An 18,779-nucleotide genomic window follows, 5' to 3' on the forward strand; every position below is an offset into this window, starting at 1 on the left:
GCTCCGAAAGGCCACCCGCACTAGGTCCGTCCCCGGACTTCTTCGCGCCGCTGCTCACCTTGACGGTATAGAGGTCATGGTTCGGCAGCCGCCTGTTGAGCAACGAGCGGTGGAGGGCGGTGCCGGGCATACATCGCTGCTCGATTTTCGGCAGCTTTTTCGCTTCCCCGGACGGGGAACTACCCCCCACCGTAGGCCATTTCTCATTCGTTGCCAAACCGGTACGGCGCGGTGCTTGACTTTGGTAAAAATTGAGGGAAGAAAAAGTGGCTGTCGTGAGGATCCTCTGGCACACTAGTGCCCCGCAGTCCGAGCGGGCGCAGGAAAGGCCCGGACACCTCGTGCCCGGGCCCCTCACCGCTCCGTCGCTACGGCGTCACCACCGCCTCGACGGCCGCGTCACCGCGGCGTTCCTGCCGCGGCGTTCCTGCCGCGCCGTCATTCCGCTCCGACATCCCGCTCCTGCCGCGCGACTTCTGCCGCGCGACGCGCCGGTCAGGCCGCCACGTAGCCGTGCGGATCGAGCACGTACTTCGTTGCGGCTCCGGCGTCGAATTCCTCGTAGCCGCGTGGCGCCTCCTCGAGCCCGATCGCTTTTGCGTTCACGGCCTTGGCGATCGACACCTTGTCGTGCAGGATCGCCATCATCAGCCCCCGGTTGTACTTCATGACCGGGCACTGGCCCGTGGTGAAGGACAGCGACTTCGCCCACCCCGTGCCGAGGCTGATGGACAGGGAACCCACCTTTGCCGCATCGTCCACGGCGCCCGGGTCACCCGTGACGTAGAGCCCGGGGATGCCCAGGGCGCCACCGGCCGCGGTGACCTCCATGAGCGAGTTCAGGACCGTGGCGGGGGCTTCGCTGGACGAGCCCTTCCCGTGCCCGCGTGCCTCGAATCCGACCGCGTCCACGCCGCAGTCGACCTCGGGAACACCGAGCAGTTGCTCGATCTGGTCGCGGGGATCGCCCTTGGACACGTCCACCGTCTCGCACCCGAAGCTCCGTGCCTGCGCCAGCCGGCCCTCGTTGAGGTCGCCCACGATCACGACGGCGGCGCCCAGCAGTTGTGCCGACACGGCTGCGGCAAGGCCGACCGGCCCGGCCCCGGCGATGTAGACCGTCGAACCGACCCCTACCCCGGACGTCACGGCGCCATGGAAGCCGGTGGGGAAGATGTCCGAGAGCATTGTCAGGTCGAGGATCTTCTCGAGGGCCTGATCCCGGTCCGGGAACTTCAGGAGGTTCCAGTCCGCGTAGGGGACCAGGACGTACTCCGCCTGCCCCCCGACCCAGCCACCCATGTCGACGTAGCCGTAGGCGGCCCCGGGGCGGGCGGGATTCACGTTGAGGCAGATGCCGGTCTTGCGTTCCTTGCAGTTGCGGCATCGTCCACACGAGATATTGAAGGGGACCGAACAGATGTCGCCCACCTTGATGAACTCGACGTCCGGCCCCACCTCCACGACCTCGCCGGTGATCTCGTGGCCCAGTACGAGGTCGGACGGCGCCGTGGTGCGGCCCCGGACCATGTGCTGGTCCGAGCCGCAGATGTTGGTGGTCACCGTCTTCAGGATCACGCCGTGATTGAGTTTCCGGCCGATATTGGCCGGGTTCACCCCCGGTCCGTCCTTGAGTTCGAAGGTGGGATAGTCGATGTCGATGACCTCGACCTTCCCTGGTCCCTTGTACGCAACAGCTCTGTTACCGCTCATGGAACTTCCTCTCGTGCCTGCACTTGGTGCGTCCGGTGTGCCCGGCCGCTGCATCCGGCGTGCGACGGGCATGAATGCCCGGGTGCCGGTAGCGCCGACCGTACAACCTCGGGGGTCGCATCGACGTTGCATCGTCGGAGGACCGCCCTGCGCAGGGCTTCTTGCCCGGGTCGTCTTGCCCGGGTCGTCTTGCCCGGGTCGTCCTGCCCGGGTCGTCCTGCCCGGGTCGTCTTGCGCAGGCGGCCGGCGCGGGGGACAGTGGCCGCATGACTCAGACTGTGCTCATCACGGGGGCCACCTCCGGCATCGGCGCCGAGTTCGCGCGGCAGTTCGCCGCCCGCGGCTGCGACCTGGTGCTGGTGGCCCGGAACGGCGATGCGCTCGAGGGGACGGCGGCCGCCCTGCGCGGGCAGTGGGGCGTGGGGGTCGAGACGATCGCTGCGGACCTGCTCGACGACGACGGCCTGGAGCGCGTCCTCACGCGACTGCGGGCGGAAGCCCCTCCGACGGGACCCGAGGCGGGACCCGAGCCGGGACCCGGGCCAGGACCCGAGGCGGGGGAGCGGACAGCACCGAGGGCGGTGACGGTGCTCGTGAACAACGCCGGCTACGGCCTGGTGAAACCGTTCGCCGACAATCCCCTCGAGGACGAGATCCGCCACCTGCGGATCCACGTCGAGGTGCCCCTGTCCCTGGCGCATGCCGCCCTCCAGTCGATGCGGCCCCGCCGGACCGGAACGATCATCAACGTCGCGAGTGTCGCAGGCTTCACGCCGAGGGGGACGTACGGCGCGGCCAAGGCGGCCGTGATCAGCTTCAGCCGCTGGGCGAACATCACCTACGGACCGGAAGGAATCCGGGTGACGGCGGTCTGTCCGGGCTTCGTCCACACCGAGTTCCACCAGCGGATGGGTGCCCGCAAGGCGGACGTGCCCGGGCCCATGTGGCTCGACGCCGGGCTGGTGGTCCGGGAAGCGCTGCGGGACACCGCAGCGGGCAAGGCCGTCTCCATCCCCAGCCTGCGCTACAAGGCCCTGACGGCGCTCGCGCGGGTTGCTCCGCCATCCGTGGTGGCACGGTTGGCGCAGCGGGGCCGCTGACTGCGCGGCCACGTGACCGCGCCGCCGTGCGCCGCAGCACGATCCGCAGCACGATCCGCAGCACGATCCGCAGCACGATCCGCAGCACGATCCGCAGCACGATCCGCAGCACGATCCGCAGCACGATCCGCAGCACGGTGGTGCATGGCTGCTGGTGTCAGTCCTTCGCCCCGCCGCTGTCCCACCTGTCGGGCTCGGCCAGGGCGTCCTCGGGGTGTCGGTCCTCGTGCGGGTCCGCCGGCGAGCCGTCACCGTTGAAGGCGGCGGGCACCGTACCCGCCGTATGGGTCCCCTGCTCGTCCCGGATGCTCGCCGCCTCGTGGGTGGCCGATCCCGCCGAGGGATCGAGCACGGCCTCGCGCCGGTCCCCGTCGGGGCGGCCGTTCCTGCCCTCGCCGGATCCGGTGGCGGTCTCCCGGGGCGTCGGCCCTGCGTCGCCGTCGTTCCCGGTGCCCTGGCCGCTTCTCCCGGCTTCCTTCTCCAGGGGCGGGATGGGTACGGCCGGGCCGAGGGGATGCTCGGCGGGAAGGCCTGCGCCGCCGGGATTGCCCGCGCTGCTCGAGTCGGTCATGGTGCTCCTTCTGGTCGGCGCCGGGGTCCCGGCGTCGGTCGGTCGAAACGGCGGTGGCACCGGGAACACTACGCGACGGGCCACTCATCTGCCGCGGTGTGTCCCTGCTGTCCAGTGCGCCTTCATCCGGGATCCGGGGAGATGCAAAACAGGTCGGTAAGTATGCTTATGATAAGGCACCACAGATCGATGAAGATGCCCCTTACAAGGAGGTAGGACGATGGCAGGTTACTTCAAGCTCGTGGACGCCCATGACGACGGTTTCCGCGTGAAACTCACCGCTCCGGATGGAACGCTCGTCGCGGTCTCCACCTTCTACGCCTCGAAGGAAGAGGCCATTGCGGGGATCGAACTCATCCGTGAGATCGCCGGCACCGGCCCCGTGGTGGACCACAGCCGGATCGAATCCCCGGATCAGGACGAGCTCTTCTTCGGATTGCAGGGCGCCCCCGGGTCGGAAGGCGCCGTGCGCCACGACGCCTGACGCCACCCCGATCCATCGGGAGTGACAAGCCGAGGGCGACACGGTGTACGACTGTATACAGTGCTGGAGGATGTGGAATAGGATGGGGCTATTCCACAATCTCTCTGAAGGGAGCCAACGTCATGTCGACCGCGGACTCATTCGGCGCGAAGGGCGTACTCGATGTCGCCGGCGCTGAATACGAAATTTTCAGGCTAAGCGCGGTCGAGGGCGCCGAGAACCTCCCGTTCAGCCTCAAGGTCCTGCTCGAGAACCTGCTGCGCACCGAAGACGGCGCGAACATCACGGCGGACCACGTCCGTGCCCTCGCGCAGTGGGACGCAGCAGCCGAGCCCAGCACCGAGATCCAGTTCACCCCTGCACGCGTCATCATGCAGGACTTCACGGGCGTTCCCTGCGTCGTCGACCTCGCAACGATGCGTGAGGCTGTCGCGGACCTCGGCGGAGACCCCAAGCGCGTCAACCCGCTCGCACCCGCCGAGATGGTCATCGACCACTCGGTGCAGATCGACGCCTTCGGCAACGCCGGGGCCCTCGAGCGCAACATGGAGATCGAGTACCAGCGCAACGGGGAGCGCTACCAGTTCCTCCGCTGGGGCCAGACCGCGTTCGACGACTTCAAGGTCGTCCCGCCGGGCATGGGCATCGTGCACCAGGTCAACCTCGAGTACCTGGCCCGCACGGTCATGACCCGCGAGGTCGATGGCGTCCTCCGCGCCTACCCCGACACCTGCGTCGGCACCGACTCGCACACCACGATGGTCAACGGCCTGGGCGTCCTCGGCTGGGGCGTCGGCGGCATCGAGGCCGAGGCCGCGATGCTCGGCCAGCCCGTCTCGATGCTCATCCCGCGCGTCGTCGGCTTCAAGCTGACCGGCGACATCCCCGCCGGCGCCACGGCGACCGACGTCGTCCTGACCATCACGCAGATCCTGCGCAAGCACGGCGTCGTCGGCAAGTTCGTCGAGTTCTACGGCGAGGGCGTCGCCTCCGTGCCGCTGGCCAACCGAGCGACCATCGGCAACATGAGCCCCGAGTTCGGCTCCACCGCCGCGATGTTCCCCATCGACGACGTCACGCTCGACTACCTGCGCCTCACGGGCCGGCCCGCCGAGAACGTGGCCCTCGTGGAGGCCTACGCCAAGGAGCAGGGGCTGTGGCACGATCCGTCGCGCGAGATCCGCTTCTCCGAGTACCTCGAACTGGACCTCTCGACCGTCGTCCCGTCGATCGCCGGGCCGAAGCGCCCGCAGGACCGCGTGGAGCTCAGCAAGTCGAAGGGCCAGTTCCGGGAGGACCTGCGCAACTACTCCAACGACCCGGAACTCTCCTTCGCGCCGGGCGGCACCGTGGACGAGTCCTCGCAGGAGAGCTTCCCCGCGTCCGATTCGCCGAGCTTCACGCCCGGCACCACCTCGTCGGTCACGGACGAGAACTCCGAGCCCCGCGAGACCGTTCCCGCCGGAGCCGGCGAGTCCACGCGTCCGTCCAAGAAGGTCAGCGTGACCATGAAGGACGGCCGCGAGTTCGAGCTGGACCACGGCGCCGTCAGCATCGCGTCGATCACCTCCTGCACCAACACGTCCAACCCGTCCGTCATGCTCGCCGCCGCCGTGCTGGCGCGCAACGCGGTCGAGAAGGGCCTCGTGTCCAAGCCGTGGGTCAAGACCTCCGTGGCCCCGGGCTCCAAGGTCGTCACGGACTACTACGAGAAGTCGGGCCTGATCCCGTACCTGGAGAAGCTCGGCTTCTTCACGGTCGGCTACGGCTGCGCCACGTGCATCGGCAACTCCGGTCCGCTGGAGGACGAGATCTCGCAGGCCATCCAGGACAACGACCTCGCCGTCACCGCCGTCCTGTCCGGTAACCGCAACTTCGAAGGCCGTATCAACCCGGACGTGAAGATGAACTACCTGGCCTCGCCGCCGCTGGTGGTCGCCTACGCCCTCGCCGGGACCATGGACTTCGACTTCGACAACGAGGCCCTCGGCCAGGACGAAGCCGGCAACGACGTCTTCCTGAAGGACATCTGGCCCAACCCGGTCGAGGTCCAGCAGGTCATCGACAGCTCCATCGACGAGGACATGTTCACGTCGAGCTACCGGACGATCTTCGAGGGCGACGAGCGCTGGCAGTCCCTGCCCACGCCCGACGGCGCCACGTTCGCGTGGGATCCCGAGTCCACGTACGTGCGGAAGCCACCGTACTTCGAGGGGATGCAGCGCGAAGCGAGCCCGGTCGAGGACATCGACGGCGCCCGCGTGCTGCTGAAGCTCGGCGACTCGGTCACCACGGACCACATCTCGCCCGCGGGATCGTTCAAGTCGGACACCCCGGCCGGCCGCTACCTCACCGAGAAGGGCGTGCAGCGCAAGGACTTCAACTCGTACGGCTCGCGCCGTGGCAACCACGAGGTCATGATCCGCGGAACGTTCGCGAACATCCGGATCAAGAACCAGCTGCTCGACGGCGTCGAGGGCGGGTTCACGAAGGACTTCTCCCAGCCGGATGCGCCCCAGGCCGCCGTGTACGACGCGGCCGAGAACTACCGTGCGGCGGGTACGCCGCTGGTGGTCCTCGCCGGCAAGGAGTACGGCTCCGGCTCGTCGCGTGACTGGGCCGCCAAGGGCACCGCACTGCTGGGCGTCAAGGCCGTCATCGCCGAGAGCTACGAGCGTATCCACCGCTCGAACCTGATCGGCATGGGCGTCCTGCCGCTGCAGTACCCCGAAGGCCGGAACGCCGAGTCGCTGGGCCTCACCGGCACGGAGACCTTCGCGGTCAGCGGGGTCACCGAGCTCAACGAGGGGCGCACGCCGCGCACCGTGCACGTCACCGCGACCCCGGCGGACGGCGGTGCGGCGATCGAGTTCGACGCCGTCCTGCGCATCGATACGCCGGGTGAAGCGGACTACTACCGCAACGGCGGCATCCTGCAGTACGTGCTGCGCCAGCTCGCCAGCTAGCGCACCCGCGGTCCGGGCCGGGAGTTCCACCTCCCGGCCCGGACCGTACGCAGGGCACCCGTCCTGCGACCGATCCGCGAGACCACCGAGGGGGTGCCATGGCCGAGTCCACAGAACTGTCGGCACGCGTGGACGGCGACGCCATCTTCCGCGTGCTCCGCAGCGAGATCCTCGCCGGCGTGCATCCGCCCGGAACGGCACTGCGGGAAGTCGTCATCTCGGAACGCTTCGGCGTATCGCGGACCCCCGTCCGCGAAGCGCTCAGCAGGCTGCAGCACGAGCGCCTCCTCGAACGGGCTGCCCGCGGACTCCAGGTCCCGCAGATCGATCCCCAGGAGGTCATCCAGATCTACGACCTCCGCGTCATGCTCGAGGAGGAAGCCGCCGGGCAGGCGGCACTCAACCGGGGAGCGGCCGACATCATGCGGCTCGAGGCGCTCCTGGAACGCGACCGCGCCGTCGTCGACCCCGATGACACCACCAAGGTCACCAACAACCTCGAATTCCACACCTCGCTGTGGTCCGCCGCCCGCAACCCCATCCTCATGGACCTGCTGCAGCGGCTCTCGACCCACCTCATCCACACCCCGCGCTCCACCCTCTCGGTGGGGAACCGGTGGCAGGAAGTGCTCCAGGAGCACGAGGCGCTCATCAGTGCCATCACGGAGCGGCGCAGCGACGACGCGCGCTCGATCGCCCGCACCCACATGGAGACCGCCCGAACGCTGCGCCTGCAGCTGCTCCGCACCACCGCGGCGGACTGACCGTGGCCGATCCCCGCCGGCGCCTCCTGCTCGACGTCGACACCGGCATCGACGACGCCGTCGCCCTCCTGTACCTGCTCGCGACGCCGGGCGCCTCCGTGGAAGCCATCACCTGTACCGCCGGGAACGTCGGTGCCCGGCAGGTCGCCGTCAACAACCTCGCCCTGCTCGAGCTGTGCGGCCACGCCGGCGTGGAGGTGGCCATCGGCAGCGAGGTACCGCTCGAGATCCCCCTGGTCACGACGGAGGAGACCCACGGGGACCAGGGCATCGGGTACGCCGTGCTGCCGCCTCCACGCGGGCACATCTCGGGCCGCCACGCCGTCGACGTCTGGCTCGAGGCGGTCCGGGACCACCCCGGTCAGATCACCGCGGTGGTCACGGGCCCGCTGACCAACCTCGCCCTGGCGCTCCGCGCCGAGCCGGACCTGCCGATGCTCCTGAAGGGCCTCGTCATCATGGGTGGGGCGTTCAACCACCCGGGGAACACGACGCCGGTGGCCGAGTGGAACACCCACGTCGACCCGCACGCCGCCAAGGAGGTCTATGCCGCCTACGAGGGGCTGCCGGTGGAGAAGCTGCCCATCGTGTGCGCGCTCGAGACCACGGAGCGGATCGAGTGCACGCCGGCGCACGTCAACGCCGTCTCCCGCGCCGCCGGCGCCGGGCCGGAGCGGCTGGACCCGGACGAGGCGGAGGGAACGCGCAGCACGAGCGGCAACGCCGTCGTCGCCTGCCTGTCGGACGCCCTGCGCTTCTACATGGAGTTCCACCGCCTCTACGACCAGGGCTACATCGCGCACCTCCACGACCTGTTCGCCGCGATGGTCGCGACCGGCGAGGCAGGCTTCGAGGAGCGGTTTGCGACCGTCGACGTCGAGACGGAATCCCCCCTGACCTTCGGGCAGACGGTCGCGGACTTCTCCGGGATGTGGAAGCGGGCGCCGAACGCGCGGATCGTCACGGCCAATGACCCGGCGGCGGTCTTCGACCTGATGGTCCGCAGGCTGTCGGACCTCGCGAGGATGCACGGCTGAGACCTGCTCGCCGTGGTGTCCGCCCCGGTACACTGGTAGCTGCCCGCGTCGACGCGCGGCCGGCGCCGAGGTGACATGAGGTGCGTCCTCCCCAGTCCATCGCGCCCAAGGAACATCGTGAGTTCATCCCTGACCCTCGCCACCACGTCCACCGTGGAGCGTCCGCGGCGGCTGCTCCTGGCCCTCGGCGGAGCTTTGATCGTCGCCACCTACCTGTTCCTCGTGATCGTCCAGCCCGCCGAGATCGCCGGCGGGATGGGCAGCGTGGCGTCGCTCGTCTCGTTGTTCGGGTTCCTCGGTGGCGGAGCGCTGCTCGTCGGCGGGATACTGCCGATGCTCAGCACGAGCTCCCTCGTGGTCATGCCGATCGGCATCGCCCTGAACATCGCGATCGGGCAGATCGCCGGCTCGCTCGGCATGCAGATCTACCTCGATGCGATCGGGACCGTCCTCGTCGCCGTGCTGGCCGGTCCCGCTGCCGGGGCCGCCACGGGAGCCATCAGCAACGCGATCTGGGGTCTCTTCAACCCGTTCGCCCTGCCCTTCGCGGCCGGCGCCGCGCTGATCGGGCTGCTCGCGGGCATGGCGGCGAAGTACGGTGCGTTCCGTCGCGTCTACCTCGCGCCCGTCGCGGGCCTCGTGGTCGGCGCGATCGGCGGGCTCGTCGCGGCGCCGGTGGCGGTCTTCATGTTCGGTGCGGCCGGGACGTTCGGCACCAATGCGATCATCGCCGTGTTCCGGTCCATGGGGGACAAGCTGCTCGTCGCCGCCACCAAGCAGGGCCTGCTGTCGGATTCGCTGGACAAGATCGTGGTCTTCGTCGTCGTCGCCCTGATCGTGTACGCGCTGCCGCAGCGTGCCGTGCGCCAGTTCCCGTTCGCGCGGAACCACCGCGTGCTCGGCACGCGGACCGGGGAGCGTGCCGCCGAGCCCGCGCACGGACAGGGCGCCGGCGCCGCCTGAGCCATGCGCCGCCGCAGGATCTACAATCCCTTCACGGAGCTGCTGGCCGCCGTCCTGGCGGTGGTGCTCGTCCTCGTGGTGAACCGCTGGGAGTTCTCCCTCGCGGTCCTGGTCCTGCTGGTGGTCCCGGCGGTGCTGGTGTCCGGCAGGCCCCGGCAGATCGGCCTCGCGATCGCGCTGGTCGCGGGACCGCTCCTTCTCTCCTCACTCCTGCTCCACGGGCTGTTCTTCCCCGAGGGCAGCACCGTCCTGGTCGATCTCGGTGTTGCCCGGGTGACGGCCGAGGGGCTCTCCTTCGCCGCGCTCATGGGCCTGCGCATGACCGTGTTCACCGGGGTGCTGCTGACCGCCGCCATGACCCTGGACATCCCGGAACTGCTCGCCACCATGACGCACCGCGGGTGGAACCGGAAGCTCGTCTTCATCGTGGGCTCCGCCGTCGGCCTCCTTCCCCATGTCGCGCTGCGCGCCCGGCAGATCACACGCGCCCAGCAGGCGCGCGGGCTCGTCGTCGGCCGCGGTCCGCTCTCACGCTTCCGTGCCCTGCTCACGGTGGTGACGCCCCTGGTCATCGGCCTGCTCGTGGATGCGTCGGAGCGGAACTCGATGCTCGAGGCCCGCGGCTTCTCGTCGTCCGCCGTGCGCACGAGCTACCTCCCCGACACGGACTCCGCCGGGCAGCGGCTGGTGCGCCGCGGCATGGTCGCCGCCGTCGGTGTCTTCTCGGTCGCCTGGCTCGCGGCGGGGATCGCATGATGCGGCTCGAGAGCCGTTCCTTCACCTACGACGACGGCGCGCCGCTCCTGGCCGGCGTCAGCCTCACGGTGGAGCCGGGGGAGTACGTGGTCATCGCGGGGGCGTCCGGATCCGGGAAGACCACCCTGGCCCGGCTGCTGGCCGGGCTGACCGGGGCCGACGCCGGGTCCTCGTTCCAGGGCACGATCGCGCTCGACGGCGAGACCCTGCGCTTCGACGGCGCACCGGGGGACCCGCGCATCGATCCGGCCGCCTGGAGTGCGAAGGTGGCGTACGTCGCACAGGGAGCGTGGGGCCAGCTGTCCATGATGTCGGCCACCGTCGCGGAGGAGATCGCCTTCGGTCCGTCCAACCGCGGCGTACCCACGGCGGAGCTGCGGAGGCTCGTCGGCGATGTCGCCGCGGCGCTGAAGCTGTCGGCCCTCCTCGGGCGCGATCCGCGGCGACTGTCCGGCGGCCAGCTGCAGCGCACCATCATCGCCTCGGCCGTGGTCCAGCGGCCCCGCATCCTGGTCCTCGACGAGCCGTTCCAGGGGCTCGACGAGGTCGCGGCGCAGGACGTCGCCGCAGCCCTGGACGCACTCCGGCGGGACGGCACCGGCGTCGTCGTGTGCGAACCGATGCTGCCGCGCACCGCACCGCCGGGCACCCGGGTCCTGGCGCTCGCCGACGGTCGGCCCGTGTTCGCCGGTCCGCTCGACGAGGCGCGGGAGGCAGGGCTCCGACCGTACGGCATCGGCACCGCGGGCGAGCCTCCCCGTCTCGCCGCCCCCGGCAGGGCACCGGTGGACCCGGCGGCCGCCGAGCTCATCACGCTGCAGGGGGTCGGCTTCAGCTTCCCCCGGACCGTCGGCGCGACGGGAGTCCCGGCCGCACTTACGGGTGTCGACCTGTCCGTCCGCGCCGGCGAGATCGTCGCGCTGCGCGGAGCGAACGGATCGGGCAAGTCCACCCTGCTGCAGCACCTCAACGGGCTGTACCGTGCGGACAGCGGTCACGTCACCGTTGCCGGCGAGCCGATCCTGCGCCGGCCGACGGGTTCCCTCGCCGCGACCGTCGGGTACCTGTTCCAGGACACGGACCAGCAGCTCTTCGAACGCACGGTCCTCCGCGAGGTGTCCTACGGTCCGCTCGCCGCCGGACTGCGCAGGGGCGACGCCGCGCGGCGGGCCTCCGACACGCTCGGAAGCGTGGGACTCGGCGAGCTGGAGCAGATGCATCCGTACGAGGTGGGCTTCGTGCAGCGGCGCCTGGTCGCGCTCGCTTCGATCCTCGCCACGGGATCCCGGATCTGGGCGCTCGACGAACCGACGGCCGGCCTCGACGAGTCCGCACGCACGGCGCTCGCCCGGCTGGTCACAGGACACGCACGGGCAGGGGGAGTGGTGGTTCTGGCGACGCACGACGCCGCCTTCGCCGACACCGTGGCCCACAGGACCGTGTGGCTGGAGGCCGGCACGGTCCACGCCGACGGCCCGGCATCGGGCGACTGATCCGGCCCCGCGGGCAGGCCCCAGCACCTAGGGTGGTGGGCATGGACGTGTTGCGGGAGAGGCATCGGACAATCCGCTCGGAGGGCGCTGAGCTCGCCGTGTTCGAGTACGGGCTCGAGCCCCGGCCCGATGCGCCGACGATGGTGTTCCTGCACGGCTACCCGGACGACCACCGGGTGTTCCACCCGGTCCTCCGTGAGCTCGCGCCGACGCACCATCTCGTCGCGTTCGATTCCCGGAACGCCGGCCGCTCGCGGCCCCTCGATGGCGCCGGGTTCACGCTCGCGGAGCTCGTCGACGACGTCTTCGCGGTCCTCTCGGCCATCGATGCTCCGGGCGGCGTGATCCTCGTGGGCCATGACTGGGGCTCCATCCAGGGCTGGGCGGTCGTGCAGGACGAACGGGCCGACGGGCTGGTCCTCGCGTACACCAGCATCTCCGGACCGGACCTGCGCCACTTCTCGCGGTGGCTGCGGACCCGGTTCCGGAGTGCACGGCTGCTGCCCCAGGGCGTCGGCCAGCTCCTGCGCAGCTGGTACGTCGGGGCCTTCCAGCTGCCGGGCCTGCCCGAGCTGCTGTGGAAGTACGTGCTCACCCGCCGCTACGAGTTCGCCGCCCGGCGCAATGTGGGCTCCGATCCCATCCGCGGCCTGGCCCTCTACCGCACCAACATGTCGAGGGACGTGGCGCCGCCGCGTCGCCGGCCCGTCACGATCCCCGTGCACGTGATCGTGCCGCTGAAGGATCCGTTCCTCTCGCCGCACCTCGTCGACGGACTGGAGGAGTGGGTGGCGGACCTGACCGTGACGAGCGTGCCCGGCGGCCACTGGTGGATCGCCGCGCGGCCCCGCGCGTTCGCCGGACTGCTCGACCCTGCGCTGCGCGACGACGACTGACGGTGGAGGATCTCCGGGGCCTATCGAGGGCTATGCCTCCAGCAGGCCCCGGATGTCCTCCGCCGTGAGCGCGGAGCTGAAGACGGCGTCGTCGTCCATGACGGACGTGAACAGCTTGGCCTTCTGCTCCTTGAGCTTCATGACCTTCTCCTCGATGGTCCCCTTGGACACCATGCGGTAGACCATCACGTTCTTGGTCTGCCCGATCCGGTGCGTGCGGTCCACGGCCTGGGCCTCGGAGGCGGGGTTCCACCACGGGTCGAGCAGGAAGCAGTAGTCCGCCTCCGTCAGGTTGAGGCCGAACCCACCGGCTTTCAGGCTGATGAGGAACACGGGCGCCTTGCCGTCCTTGAAGGAATCGATGACCTCCCCGCGGCTGCGCGTGGAGCCGTCGAGATACGCGTACTCGATGCCGCGGGCGTCCAGCTGCTCGGCCGCCTTCTTGAGGTAGGAGGTGAACTGGCTGAAGACGAGCGCGCGGTGGCCCTCCGCGAGGATGCCCTCGAGGTTCTCGAACAGCACCTCGAGCTTGGCGGACGGGACGCCCTCGTGCTCGGGATCCACGAGCGAGGCATCGAGGCTGAGCATGCGCAGCAGGGTCAGGGACCTGAACACGATCATCCGGTTCCGGTTCATGTCCTCGATCAGTCCGAGGAGCTTCTGCCGCTCGCGCTGGAGGTACGTCTCGTAGATGTGCCGGTGCTCGGGGTGGAGTTCCACCTCGAGGATCTGCTCCTGCTTCGGCGGGAGATCGGAGGCGACGGCCTCCTTGGTGCGGCGCATCATCAGCGGACGGATGCGCTTGCGCAGCCGCACCAGCGGCCTGTTGTCGCCGATCTTCTCGATCGGCGTCCGGTAGTCCTCCGTGAACTTCCGTGCCGACGGGAACAGCCCCGGTGCCACGATGTTGAACAGGGACCACAGCTCCATGAGGTTGTTCTCCATGGGCGTTCCGGTGATCGCGAGCTTGAAGGGGGCGTCGAAGTCCTTCGCGGCCTGGTGCACCTTGGACGCCCGGTTCTTCACGAACTGCGCCTCGTCGAGCACGAGCCCCGACCAGGCGAGGTCCTGGTAGACGGAGAAGTCGAGGCGGAAAAGGGTGTACGAGGTAATGACGATATCGGCGTCGCCCACCTGCTCCCGGATGGGCACCCCGGAGGCGCCCTGGGTGTCGCTGATCGTGACGACCTTGAGCCCGGGCGCGAAGCGGTGGGACTCGTTGGACCAGTTCGGCACCACCGAGGTGGGGGCGACGACGAGGAAGGGGGCCCCCGGACCTGAACTCTCCTTCGCGTAGGTCATCAGGGCCAGGGCCTGCAGGGTCTTGCCGAGGCCCATGTCATCGGCCAGCACTCCGCCGAGCTGGTGGCGCCACAGGAACGCGAGCCAGCTGAAGCCCTCCGCCTGGTACGGGCGCATCTCGGCGACGAGGCCGGCGGGGGCGGGGGTCGCCTCGACGTCCTTGAGTTCGAGGAGCCCGCTGACCGCGTCCCGCCAGGACTGCGCCTGCTCGGTCTCCTCCGCGAGGTCCTCGAGGTCCGCCCAGAGTCCCGCCTGGTAGCGGCTGATCTGCAGGCCGGATTCGGGGTCCCACTCGCTCAGCGCCCGGGCTTCCTCGATCAGGTCACGCAGCTGGTCGAACACCGGCTGCTCGAGGGACAGGTAGCTGTTGTCGACGAGCTTCAGCTTCTTCCGGCCCTGCGCGAGGGCACGGAAGATCGAATCGAAGGGGATGGTGCGGCCGCTCACCGTGACCATGACGCCGAGGTCGAACCAGTCGCGGTTGTCCGTCTCGACGGTGCTGATGCGCAGCGTGGGAGTCTCGGTGAGTTCGCGGTAGTCGGGCTTCTCCCCGACGACGTCGACGGTCACGCCGTCGAGCTCCAGGAGCCGGGGCAGCACGTCCTCGGCGAACTCCACGGCCTGCATGTCCTCGAGCTTCTGGGACTTGAGCGGCAGGGAGCCGAGGACCTGGCGGGCCGACGCCGCGAGTGCGTCCTCGGCGTCCGCGTCGCGGTAGCCGTCGTCGCTGCCCGGACCGCCCCTGCGGAAGGGCCGGCGCTGCAGCGTGTCGCCCAGCGGGTAGTCGAAGTGCCAGTCGAGCGACACCGAACCGTCGGCCCCGTAGGCCGTGGTCAGCACGAGTACCGGCGGCTGGATCTCGGGGAGCTCCACGCTGCCGTCGCTGCTGTCCACCTCGATGGTCTGCCGCAGCTTCGGGTAGTACTCCTGCAGGAAGAGGGACTTCTCCTCCTCCGGGACCACGACGGCGCGGCCGCGCTGCAGCAGTTCGATGTCCTTCGGCGAGAGCCTCCGCGAGGTCGGAGCGAGCGTGATCGTGTCATCGGGCGCCACGGTGTAGATGCCGTGGGTACTGACGACGTGGGCTGTGTCCGACGGGTGCGGCCGGCCGTCGACGTCGAGGGCGGGGCACAGCTGGAGGGAGCCGTCCTCCGTCTCGGTGGCGTCGAGCTTCAGGGTCGCGCGGGAGGCGAGTTCGATCGTGACGGACTTCTTCGATCCCACGAAGGCGATGCCGAGGCGCTGCGCCTCGTCCAGCAGCTGCCAGAGGAGGGGGTTGCTGAAGTCGTCGAGGTACAGCCAGGAGTCGTTGTTGCCGAAGTAGTTGACACCCGTGCCCCGGTGCAGGGCGGGGAACTGGGAGAACCAGCGGTGCTGGTCCGGGTCCAGCTTCAACCCGTAGGTCTGGTAGCTGATACTGCCCCAGGACAGGTTGTTCTTGATCCACTTGCCCTTGCCGTTCTGGCTCACGGGCCGGACGCCGAGGCGGGTGTTGAGCGTGCGCTGGCCCTGGCGCTCGGCGGCGGAGCCCCACCGCTGCACCGCGACCTCGGGCGTCCGCAGTTCGAACTGCAGGCCGAGGGCCGTGAGCGGTGCGGCCGGGGAATCCAGCGGGGCGTCGGCCTCGAGGAGGTCCGTCAGGGACGCCTGCCAGCCTTCCGGCGGGGACGGGCGCTGCGCCGGACGCGCGCCGAGCTCGCGTTCGTGCTGCGCCAGGAGGCTCTCGGTGTTGCTCTGCAGCGCGGTGGCCACGACATGCTTGCAGTCCGCGCCCACGGGACAGCTGCAGAAGTTCTCCAGTGGGCGGAAGCGTCCGTCCCCCTTCAGCCCCAGGCGGAGCTTGGTCCTGTAGTCAGTGGGCGCGCTGCCGCGCACCTTGCCGGTGAGGAGCTTCGACTCGGCATCCCACGCGAGGGAGCTGACGGCGCCGTCCTTGGCGTAGGTCTGCCCGCGCTGGAACGCGGCCCCGCCCACGATCCGGATGATGTCGGTGACATCGACCATGGGGTGGCTGGAATTGGGCATAATTCCATGCTCTCACGCGCGGGCGACGCTCGTTCGCCAGGACGGTCCCTTTCGCCGACAGCCGTCCGCCGTCGTCGGGGCCGTGGCCCTGTCGGTGATGCGGTGCCGCTCCCTGCCCTACTGTTGGTAAGGGGACTGACAATCGGCTGGGCCGATGGAATGGAAGAGGTCGCGCGTGTTCGAAGCAGCAAGCATCATCTACGCGGCGGCAGGACTCGCCGTGTTCGCCGCCGCGCTCCTGCCCCGCCTGCTCATGCGCGCGCCGGTCTCGATGCCCATGGTGTTCCTCGCGGCCGGCATCCTGGTCTTCAGCTTCGCGCGCGACCTGCCCGACCCCGACCCCGTGAAGTACAGCGACGTCACGATCCACCTCAGCGAGGTCTGCGTGATCATCTCCCTCATGGGTGCGGGGCTCGCCCTGGACCGCAGGGTGGGATGGCGCCGGTGGTCGACCACCTGGCGGCTCCTCGGCATCGCGATGCCGCTGTGCATCCTCGTGGTGACCCTCATGGGGCTGTGGATCCTCGGCCTCGGGCTCGCCTCCGCGCTGCTCGTGGCCGCGGCACTCGCCCCCACGGATCCCGTCCTCGCGTCCGAGGTGCAGGTCGGTGAGCCCTCGGAATCCGAGGAGGACCTCGAGGCCGAGGACGAGGTGCGCTTCGGGCTCACGTCCGAGGCCGGCCTCAACGACGGGCTGGCCTTCCCGTTCGTGTACCTCGCCATCCTGATCAGCACCGTGGGAACGGCCCCCTCCGCCTGGTTCCCGGAGTGGATCCTGCTCGATGTGCTGTGGCGCATGATCGTCGGCTGCGCGCTCGGGTTCGGCATGGGCAAGCTGCTCGCCCGGATCTTCTTCCGGACACCGATCAAGAGCGTCCGCCTGGCCAACTACTCGGAAGGTTTCGTGGCGCTCGCGGCCACCTTCCTGACGTACGGCGTGACCGAGGCCGTCGAGGGGTACGGCTTCATCGCCGTGTTCGTCTGCGCCGTCACCATCCGTGCCGGTGAGCAGACCCACGGCTACCACGGCGTGCTGCACAGCTACATCGAGCAGCTCGAGCGGCTTTTGACCGTCGTCGTGCTCGTCCTGCTGGGCGGCGCCGTGGCGCGGGGGCTGTTCGAGGGGCTGCGCCCGCTCGAGGTGGTGGTCGCCGTCGCGTTCATCCTGCTGGTCCGCCCGGTCACGGCCTGGCTCAGCCTCGCGCGCGGCAAGACCGGACCCAGGGAGCGCGGCGTCCTCGCCTTTTTCGGCGTCCGCGGCATCGGCTCCATCTACTACCTCAGCTATGCCCTCTCCAAGGGGGAGTTCTCGGCCGACGAGACGGCGCTGTGGCGCATCGGCGGGCTGGTGATCGTCATCTCGATCGTGGTGCACGGCATCACCGCTGCCCCGGTCATCAACGCACTGGACCGCGCCCGGCAGCGGAAGGCGCGCGAGCAGGGCGACGAGAGCCAGGCGCCCAACACCCCGGTCTAGCTCACGGCAGCCCTCTTCCGCTCGAGGGCGGCCTGGACCGCGAGTCCGCCGACGAGCGCCCAGAACGCCCCGCCGATCCCCAGGACGGACAGGCCCGACGCCGCCAGGAGGAAGGTCACGGCACCGCTCATGCGGCCCGTCGTGTCCCTGAAGGATGCCGTCACCGCCGTCGCCATGGTGCCGATCAGCGCGAGTCCCGCGACGGCCTCCACGAGCCCGGCCGGTGCGGCCCCCACGACGACCACGAGCGCGCCCGATGCTCCCGCGAGCACCAGGTAGGAGACTCCGGCCGTCAGGGCCGCGATCCAGCGCCGGTCCCGGTCCTCGCCCGCGCCCTCGCCGGCGGACAGGGCCGCGGACAGGGCTGCGAGGTTCACCGCGTGCCCGCCGAAGGGTGCCACGACGGCGGTGCCGAGTCCGGTCACGGCCAGTGCCGGCCGCCACGGCGCGCGGTAGCCGAAGGACGAGAGGACGGCGACGCCGGGCAGGTTCTGCGACGCCATCGTCACGACGTACAGCGGCAGCGCGATGCCGATGACGGCCGCCGGATCGATCACCGGGACGGTGAAGGCCAGGCTCGGAGCCAGCGACGCCGGATCGATTCTGGTGCCGTGGAGGGCGAACTGCACGCCGATGACGGCGAGGGCCGCCACGAGTGCGAGCGGCACGGCCCACTTCGGGATGAGCGCCGAGGCGGCGAGCCAGACGGCGATCACGGGGAGCACCAGGAGGGGGATGGACCCCAGGGACTGGAACGGGGCAAGGCACAGGGGCAGCAGGACTCCGGCGAGCATGGCCTGGGCGAGGTGCTGCGGGATGCGTGCCACGAGCCTGCCGAGCCACGGCACGGCGCCCGTCAGGGCGATCAGGATCCCGGTGACGAGGAAGGCGCCCACCGCGGTGGGCCAGCCGCCGTCGGGGACGCTGGCACCGGCCAGCAGGGCGGCGCCCGGCGTGGACCAGGAGAGCGTCACGGGGATGCGGTACCGCAGTGACAGCAGGACGATCCCGAGGCCGACGGCGGCCGTCAGGGCGAGCAGCCCCGAGGCTGCCTGCTCCGGCGTCGCACCGGTGGCCCGCAGGCCCGCGAGGACGACGGCGAAGGAGGACGTGAAGCCGACGAGGGCCGTGACCACGCCGGCGAGGACGGGTTCGTGCAGGCTGGGCCGGGTGGCCGTGCTGGTGTGCACCGCGGGTCTCCTGACCGGGAGCGTCGCGCGCCCGTGGATCGA

General features: G+C 70.0%; 14 protein-coding genes. 10 read left to right on the forward strand and 4 right to left on the reverse strand.

Features of this window, described 5'->3' with window-relative positions:
• Positions 1-495: 495 nt before the first annotated feature.
• Positions 496-1,713: a formaldehyde dehydrogenase, glutathione-independent gene (gene fdhA, locus ACIQCY_RS05505; RefSeq protein ID WP_400482884.1), complete on the reverse strand. Its 1,218-nt coding sequence runs from the start codon at positions 1,711-1,713 to the stop codon at positions 496-498.
• A gap of 266 nt (positions 1,714-1,979) precedes the next feature.
• On the opposite strand from fdhA, the gene ACIQCY_RS05510 reads away from it, so the two are divergent.
• Complete coding sequence (locus ACIQCY_RS05510) at positions 1,980-2,813, forward strand: SDR family NAD(P)-dependent oxidoreductase (protein ID WP_400482885.1); 834 nt, start codon at positions 1,980-1,982, stop codon at positions 2,811-2,813.
• A gap of 157 nt (positions 2,814-2,970) precedes the next feature.
• Here ACIQCY_RS05510 and ACIQCY_RS05515 read toward each other — a convergent pair whose 3' ends face one another.
• Positions 2,971-3,384: a hypothetical protein gene (locus ACIQCY_RS05515; protein WP_400482886.1), complete on the reverse strand. Its 414-nt coding sequence runs from the start codon at positions 3,382-3,384 to the stop codon at positions 2,971-2,973.
• 220 nt (positions 3,385-3,604) lie between these two features.
• On the opposite strand from ACIQCY_RS05515, the gene ACIQCY_RS05520 reads away from it, so the two are divergent.
• The 8 genes from ACIQCY_RS05520 to ACIQCY_RS05555 all read left to right on the forward strand — a co-directional run bounded on the left by ACIQCY_RS05520 (position 3,605) and on the right by ACIQCY_RS05555 (position 12,743).
• Positions 3,605-3,868 (forward strand): YegP family protein, encoded by a 264-nt coding sequence (locus ACIQCY_RS05520; RefSeq protein WP_400482887.1) that lies wholly within the window; start codon positions 3,605-3,607, stop codon positions 3,866-3,868.
• A gap of 122 nt (positions 3,869-3,990) precedes the next feature.
• A complete protein-coding gene (locus tag ACIQCY_RS05525; RefSeq protein ID WP_400482888.1) occupies positions 3,991-6,834 on the forward strand; it encodes an aconitate hydratase in 2,844 nt (947 codons plus the stop codon).
• A gap of 98 nt (positions 6,835-6,932) precedes the next feature.
• Positions 6,933-7,598 (forward strand): GntR family transcriptional regulator, encoded by a 666-nt coding sequence (locus ACIQCY_RS05530; protein ID WP_400482889.1) that lies wholly within the window; start codon positions 6,933-6,935, stop codon positions 7,596-7,598.
• A 2-nt stretch (positions 7,599-7,600) separates the two neighbouring features.
• The gene (locus ACIQCY_RS05535) at positions 7,601-8,635 is read left to right on the forward strand and encodes a nucleoside hydrolase (protein WP_400482890.1); all 1,035 of its coding nucleotides are present in this window, start codon (positions 7,601-7,603) and stop codon (positions 8,633-8,635) included.
• 117 nt (positions 8,636-8,752) lie between these two features.
• Positions 8,753-9,598 (forward strand): ECF transporter S component, encoded by an 846-nt coding sequence (locus tag ACIQCY_RS05540; RefSeq protein ID WP_400482891.1) that lies wholly within the window; start codon positions 8,753-8,755, stop codon positions 9,596-9,598.
• A 3-nt stretch (positions 9,599-9,601) separates the two neighbouring features.
• Entirely contained in the window at positions 9,602-10,354 is a 753-nt protein-coding gene (locus tag ACIQCY_RS05545) for an energy-coupling factor transporter transmembrane component T (RefSeq protein ID WP_400482892.1), read from the forward strand.
• The gene (locus ACIQCY_RS05550; protein WP_400482893.1) at positions 10,351-11,847 is read left to right on the forward strand and encodes an ABC transporter ATP-binding protein; all 1,497 of its coding nucleotides are present in this window, start codon (positions 10,351-10,353) and stop codon (positions 11,845-11,847) included. The genes ACIQCY_RS05545 and ACIQCY_RS05550 overlap by 4 nt, the downstream gene beginning before the upstream one ends.
• 41 nt (positions 11,848-11,888) lie before the next feature.
• On the forward strand, positions 11,889-12,743 hold the full coding sequence (locus ACIQCY_RS05555; RefSeq protein ID WP_400482894.1) for an alpha/beta fold hydrolase: 855 nt from the start codon (positions 11,889-11,891) through the stop codon (positions 12,741-12,743).
• A gap of 30 nt (positions 12,744-12,773) precedes the next feature.
• Here ACIQCY_RS05555 and ACIQCY_RS05560 read toward each other — a convergent pair whose 3' ends face one another.
• Positions 12,774-16,070 (reverse strand): SNF2-related protein, encoded by a 3,297-nt coding sequence (locus ACIQCY_RS05560; RefSeq protein WP_400482895.1) that lies wholly within the window; start codon positions 16,068-16,070, stop codon positions 12,774-12,776.
• A gap of 175 nt (positions 16,071-16,245) precedes the next feature.
• On the opposite strand from ACIQCY_RS05560, the gene ACIQCY_RS05565 reads away from it, so the two are divergent.
• The gene (locus ACIQCY_RS05565; RefSeq protein ID WP_400483063.1) at positions 16,246-17,547 is read left to right on the forward strand and encodes a cation:proton antiporter; all 1,302 of its coding nucleotides are present in this window, start codon (positions 16,246-16,248) and stop codon (positions 17,545-17,547) included.
• Here ACIQCY_RS05565 and ACIQCY_RS05570 read toward each other — a convergent pair.
• Positions 17,544-18,737 (reverse strand): benzoate/H(+) symporter BenE family transporter, encoded by a 1,194-nt coding sequence (locus ACIQCY_RS05570; RefSeq protein WP_400482896.1) that lies wholly within the window; start codon positions 18,735-18,737, stop codon positions 17,544-17,546. The genes ACIQCY_RS05565 and ACIQCY_RS05570 overlap by 4 nt on opposite strands.
• Positions 18,738-18,779 lie beyond the last annotated feature (42 nt).

Source organism: Arthrobacter sp. NPDC092385 (assembly GCF_044755105.1).
In the GTDB taxonomy this organism is placed as follows: Bacteria; Actinomycetota; Actinomycetes; order Actinomycetales; family Micrococcaceae; genus Arthrobacter_D.

Excerpts from the sequence above, each read along its gene's own strand:
- fdhA (WP_400482884.1), bottom strand. The coding sequence starts at position 1,713 with ATGAGCGGTAACAGAGCTGTTGCGTACAAGGGACCAGGGAAGGTCGAG.
- ACIQCY_RS05510 (WP_400482885.1), top strand. The coding sequence starts at position 1,980 with ATGACTCAGACTGTGCTCATCACGGGGGCCACCTCCGGCATCGGCGCC.
- ACIQCY_RS05515 (WP_400482886.1), bottom strand. The coding sequence starts at position 3,384 with ATGACCGACTCGAGCAGCGCGGGCAATCCCGGCGGCGCAGGCCTTCCC.
- ACIQCY_RS05520 (WP_400482887.1), top strand. The coding sequence starts at position 3,605 with ATGGCAGGTTACTTCAAGCTCGTGGACGCCCATGACGACGGTTTCCGC.
- ACIQCY_RS05525 (WP_400482888.1), top strand. The coding sequence starts at position 3,991 with ATGTCGACCGCGGACTCATTCGGCGCGAAGGGCGTACTCGATGTCGCC.
- ACIQCY_RS05530 (WP_400482889.1), top strand. The coding sequence starts at position 6,933 with ATGGCCGAGTCCACAGAACTGTCGGCACGCGTGGACGGCGACGCCATC.
- ACIQCY_RS05545 (WP_400482892.1), top strand. The coding sequence starts at position 9,602 with ATGCGCCGCCGCAGGATCTACAATCCCTTCACGGAGCTGCTGGCCGCC.
- ACIQCY_RS05550 (WP_400482893.1), top strand. The coding sequence starts at position 10,351 with ATGATGCGGCTCGAGAGCCGTTCCTTCACCTACGACGACGGCGCGCCG.
- ACIQCY_RS05555 (WP_400482894.1), top strand. The coding sequence starts at position 11,889 with ATGGACGTGTTGCGGGAGAGGCATCGGACAATCCGCTCGGAGGGCGCT.
- ACIQCY_RS05560 (WP_400482895.1), bottom strand. The coding sequence starts at position 16,070 with ATGCCCAATTCCAGCCACCCCATGGTCGATGTCACCGACATCATCCGG.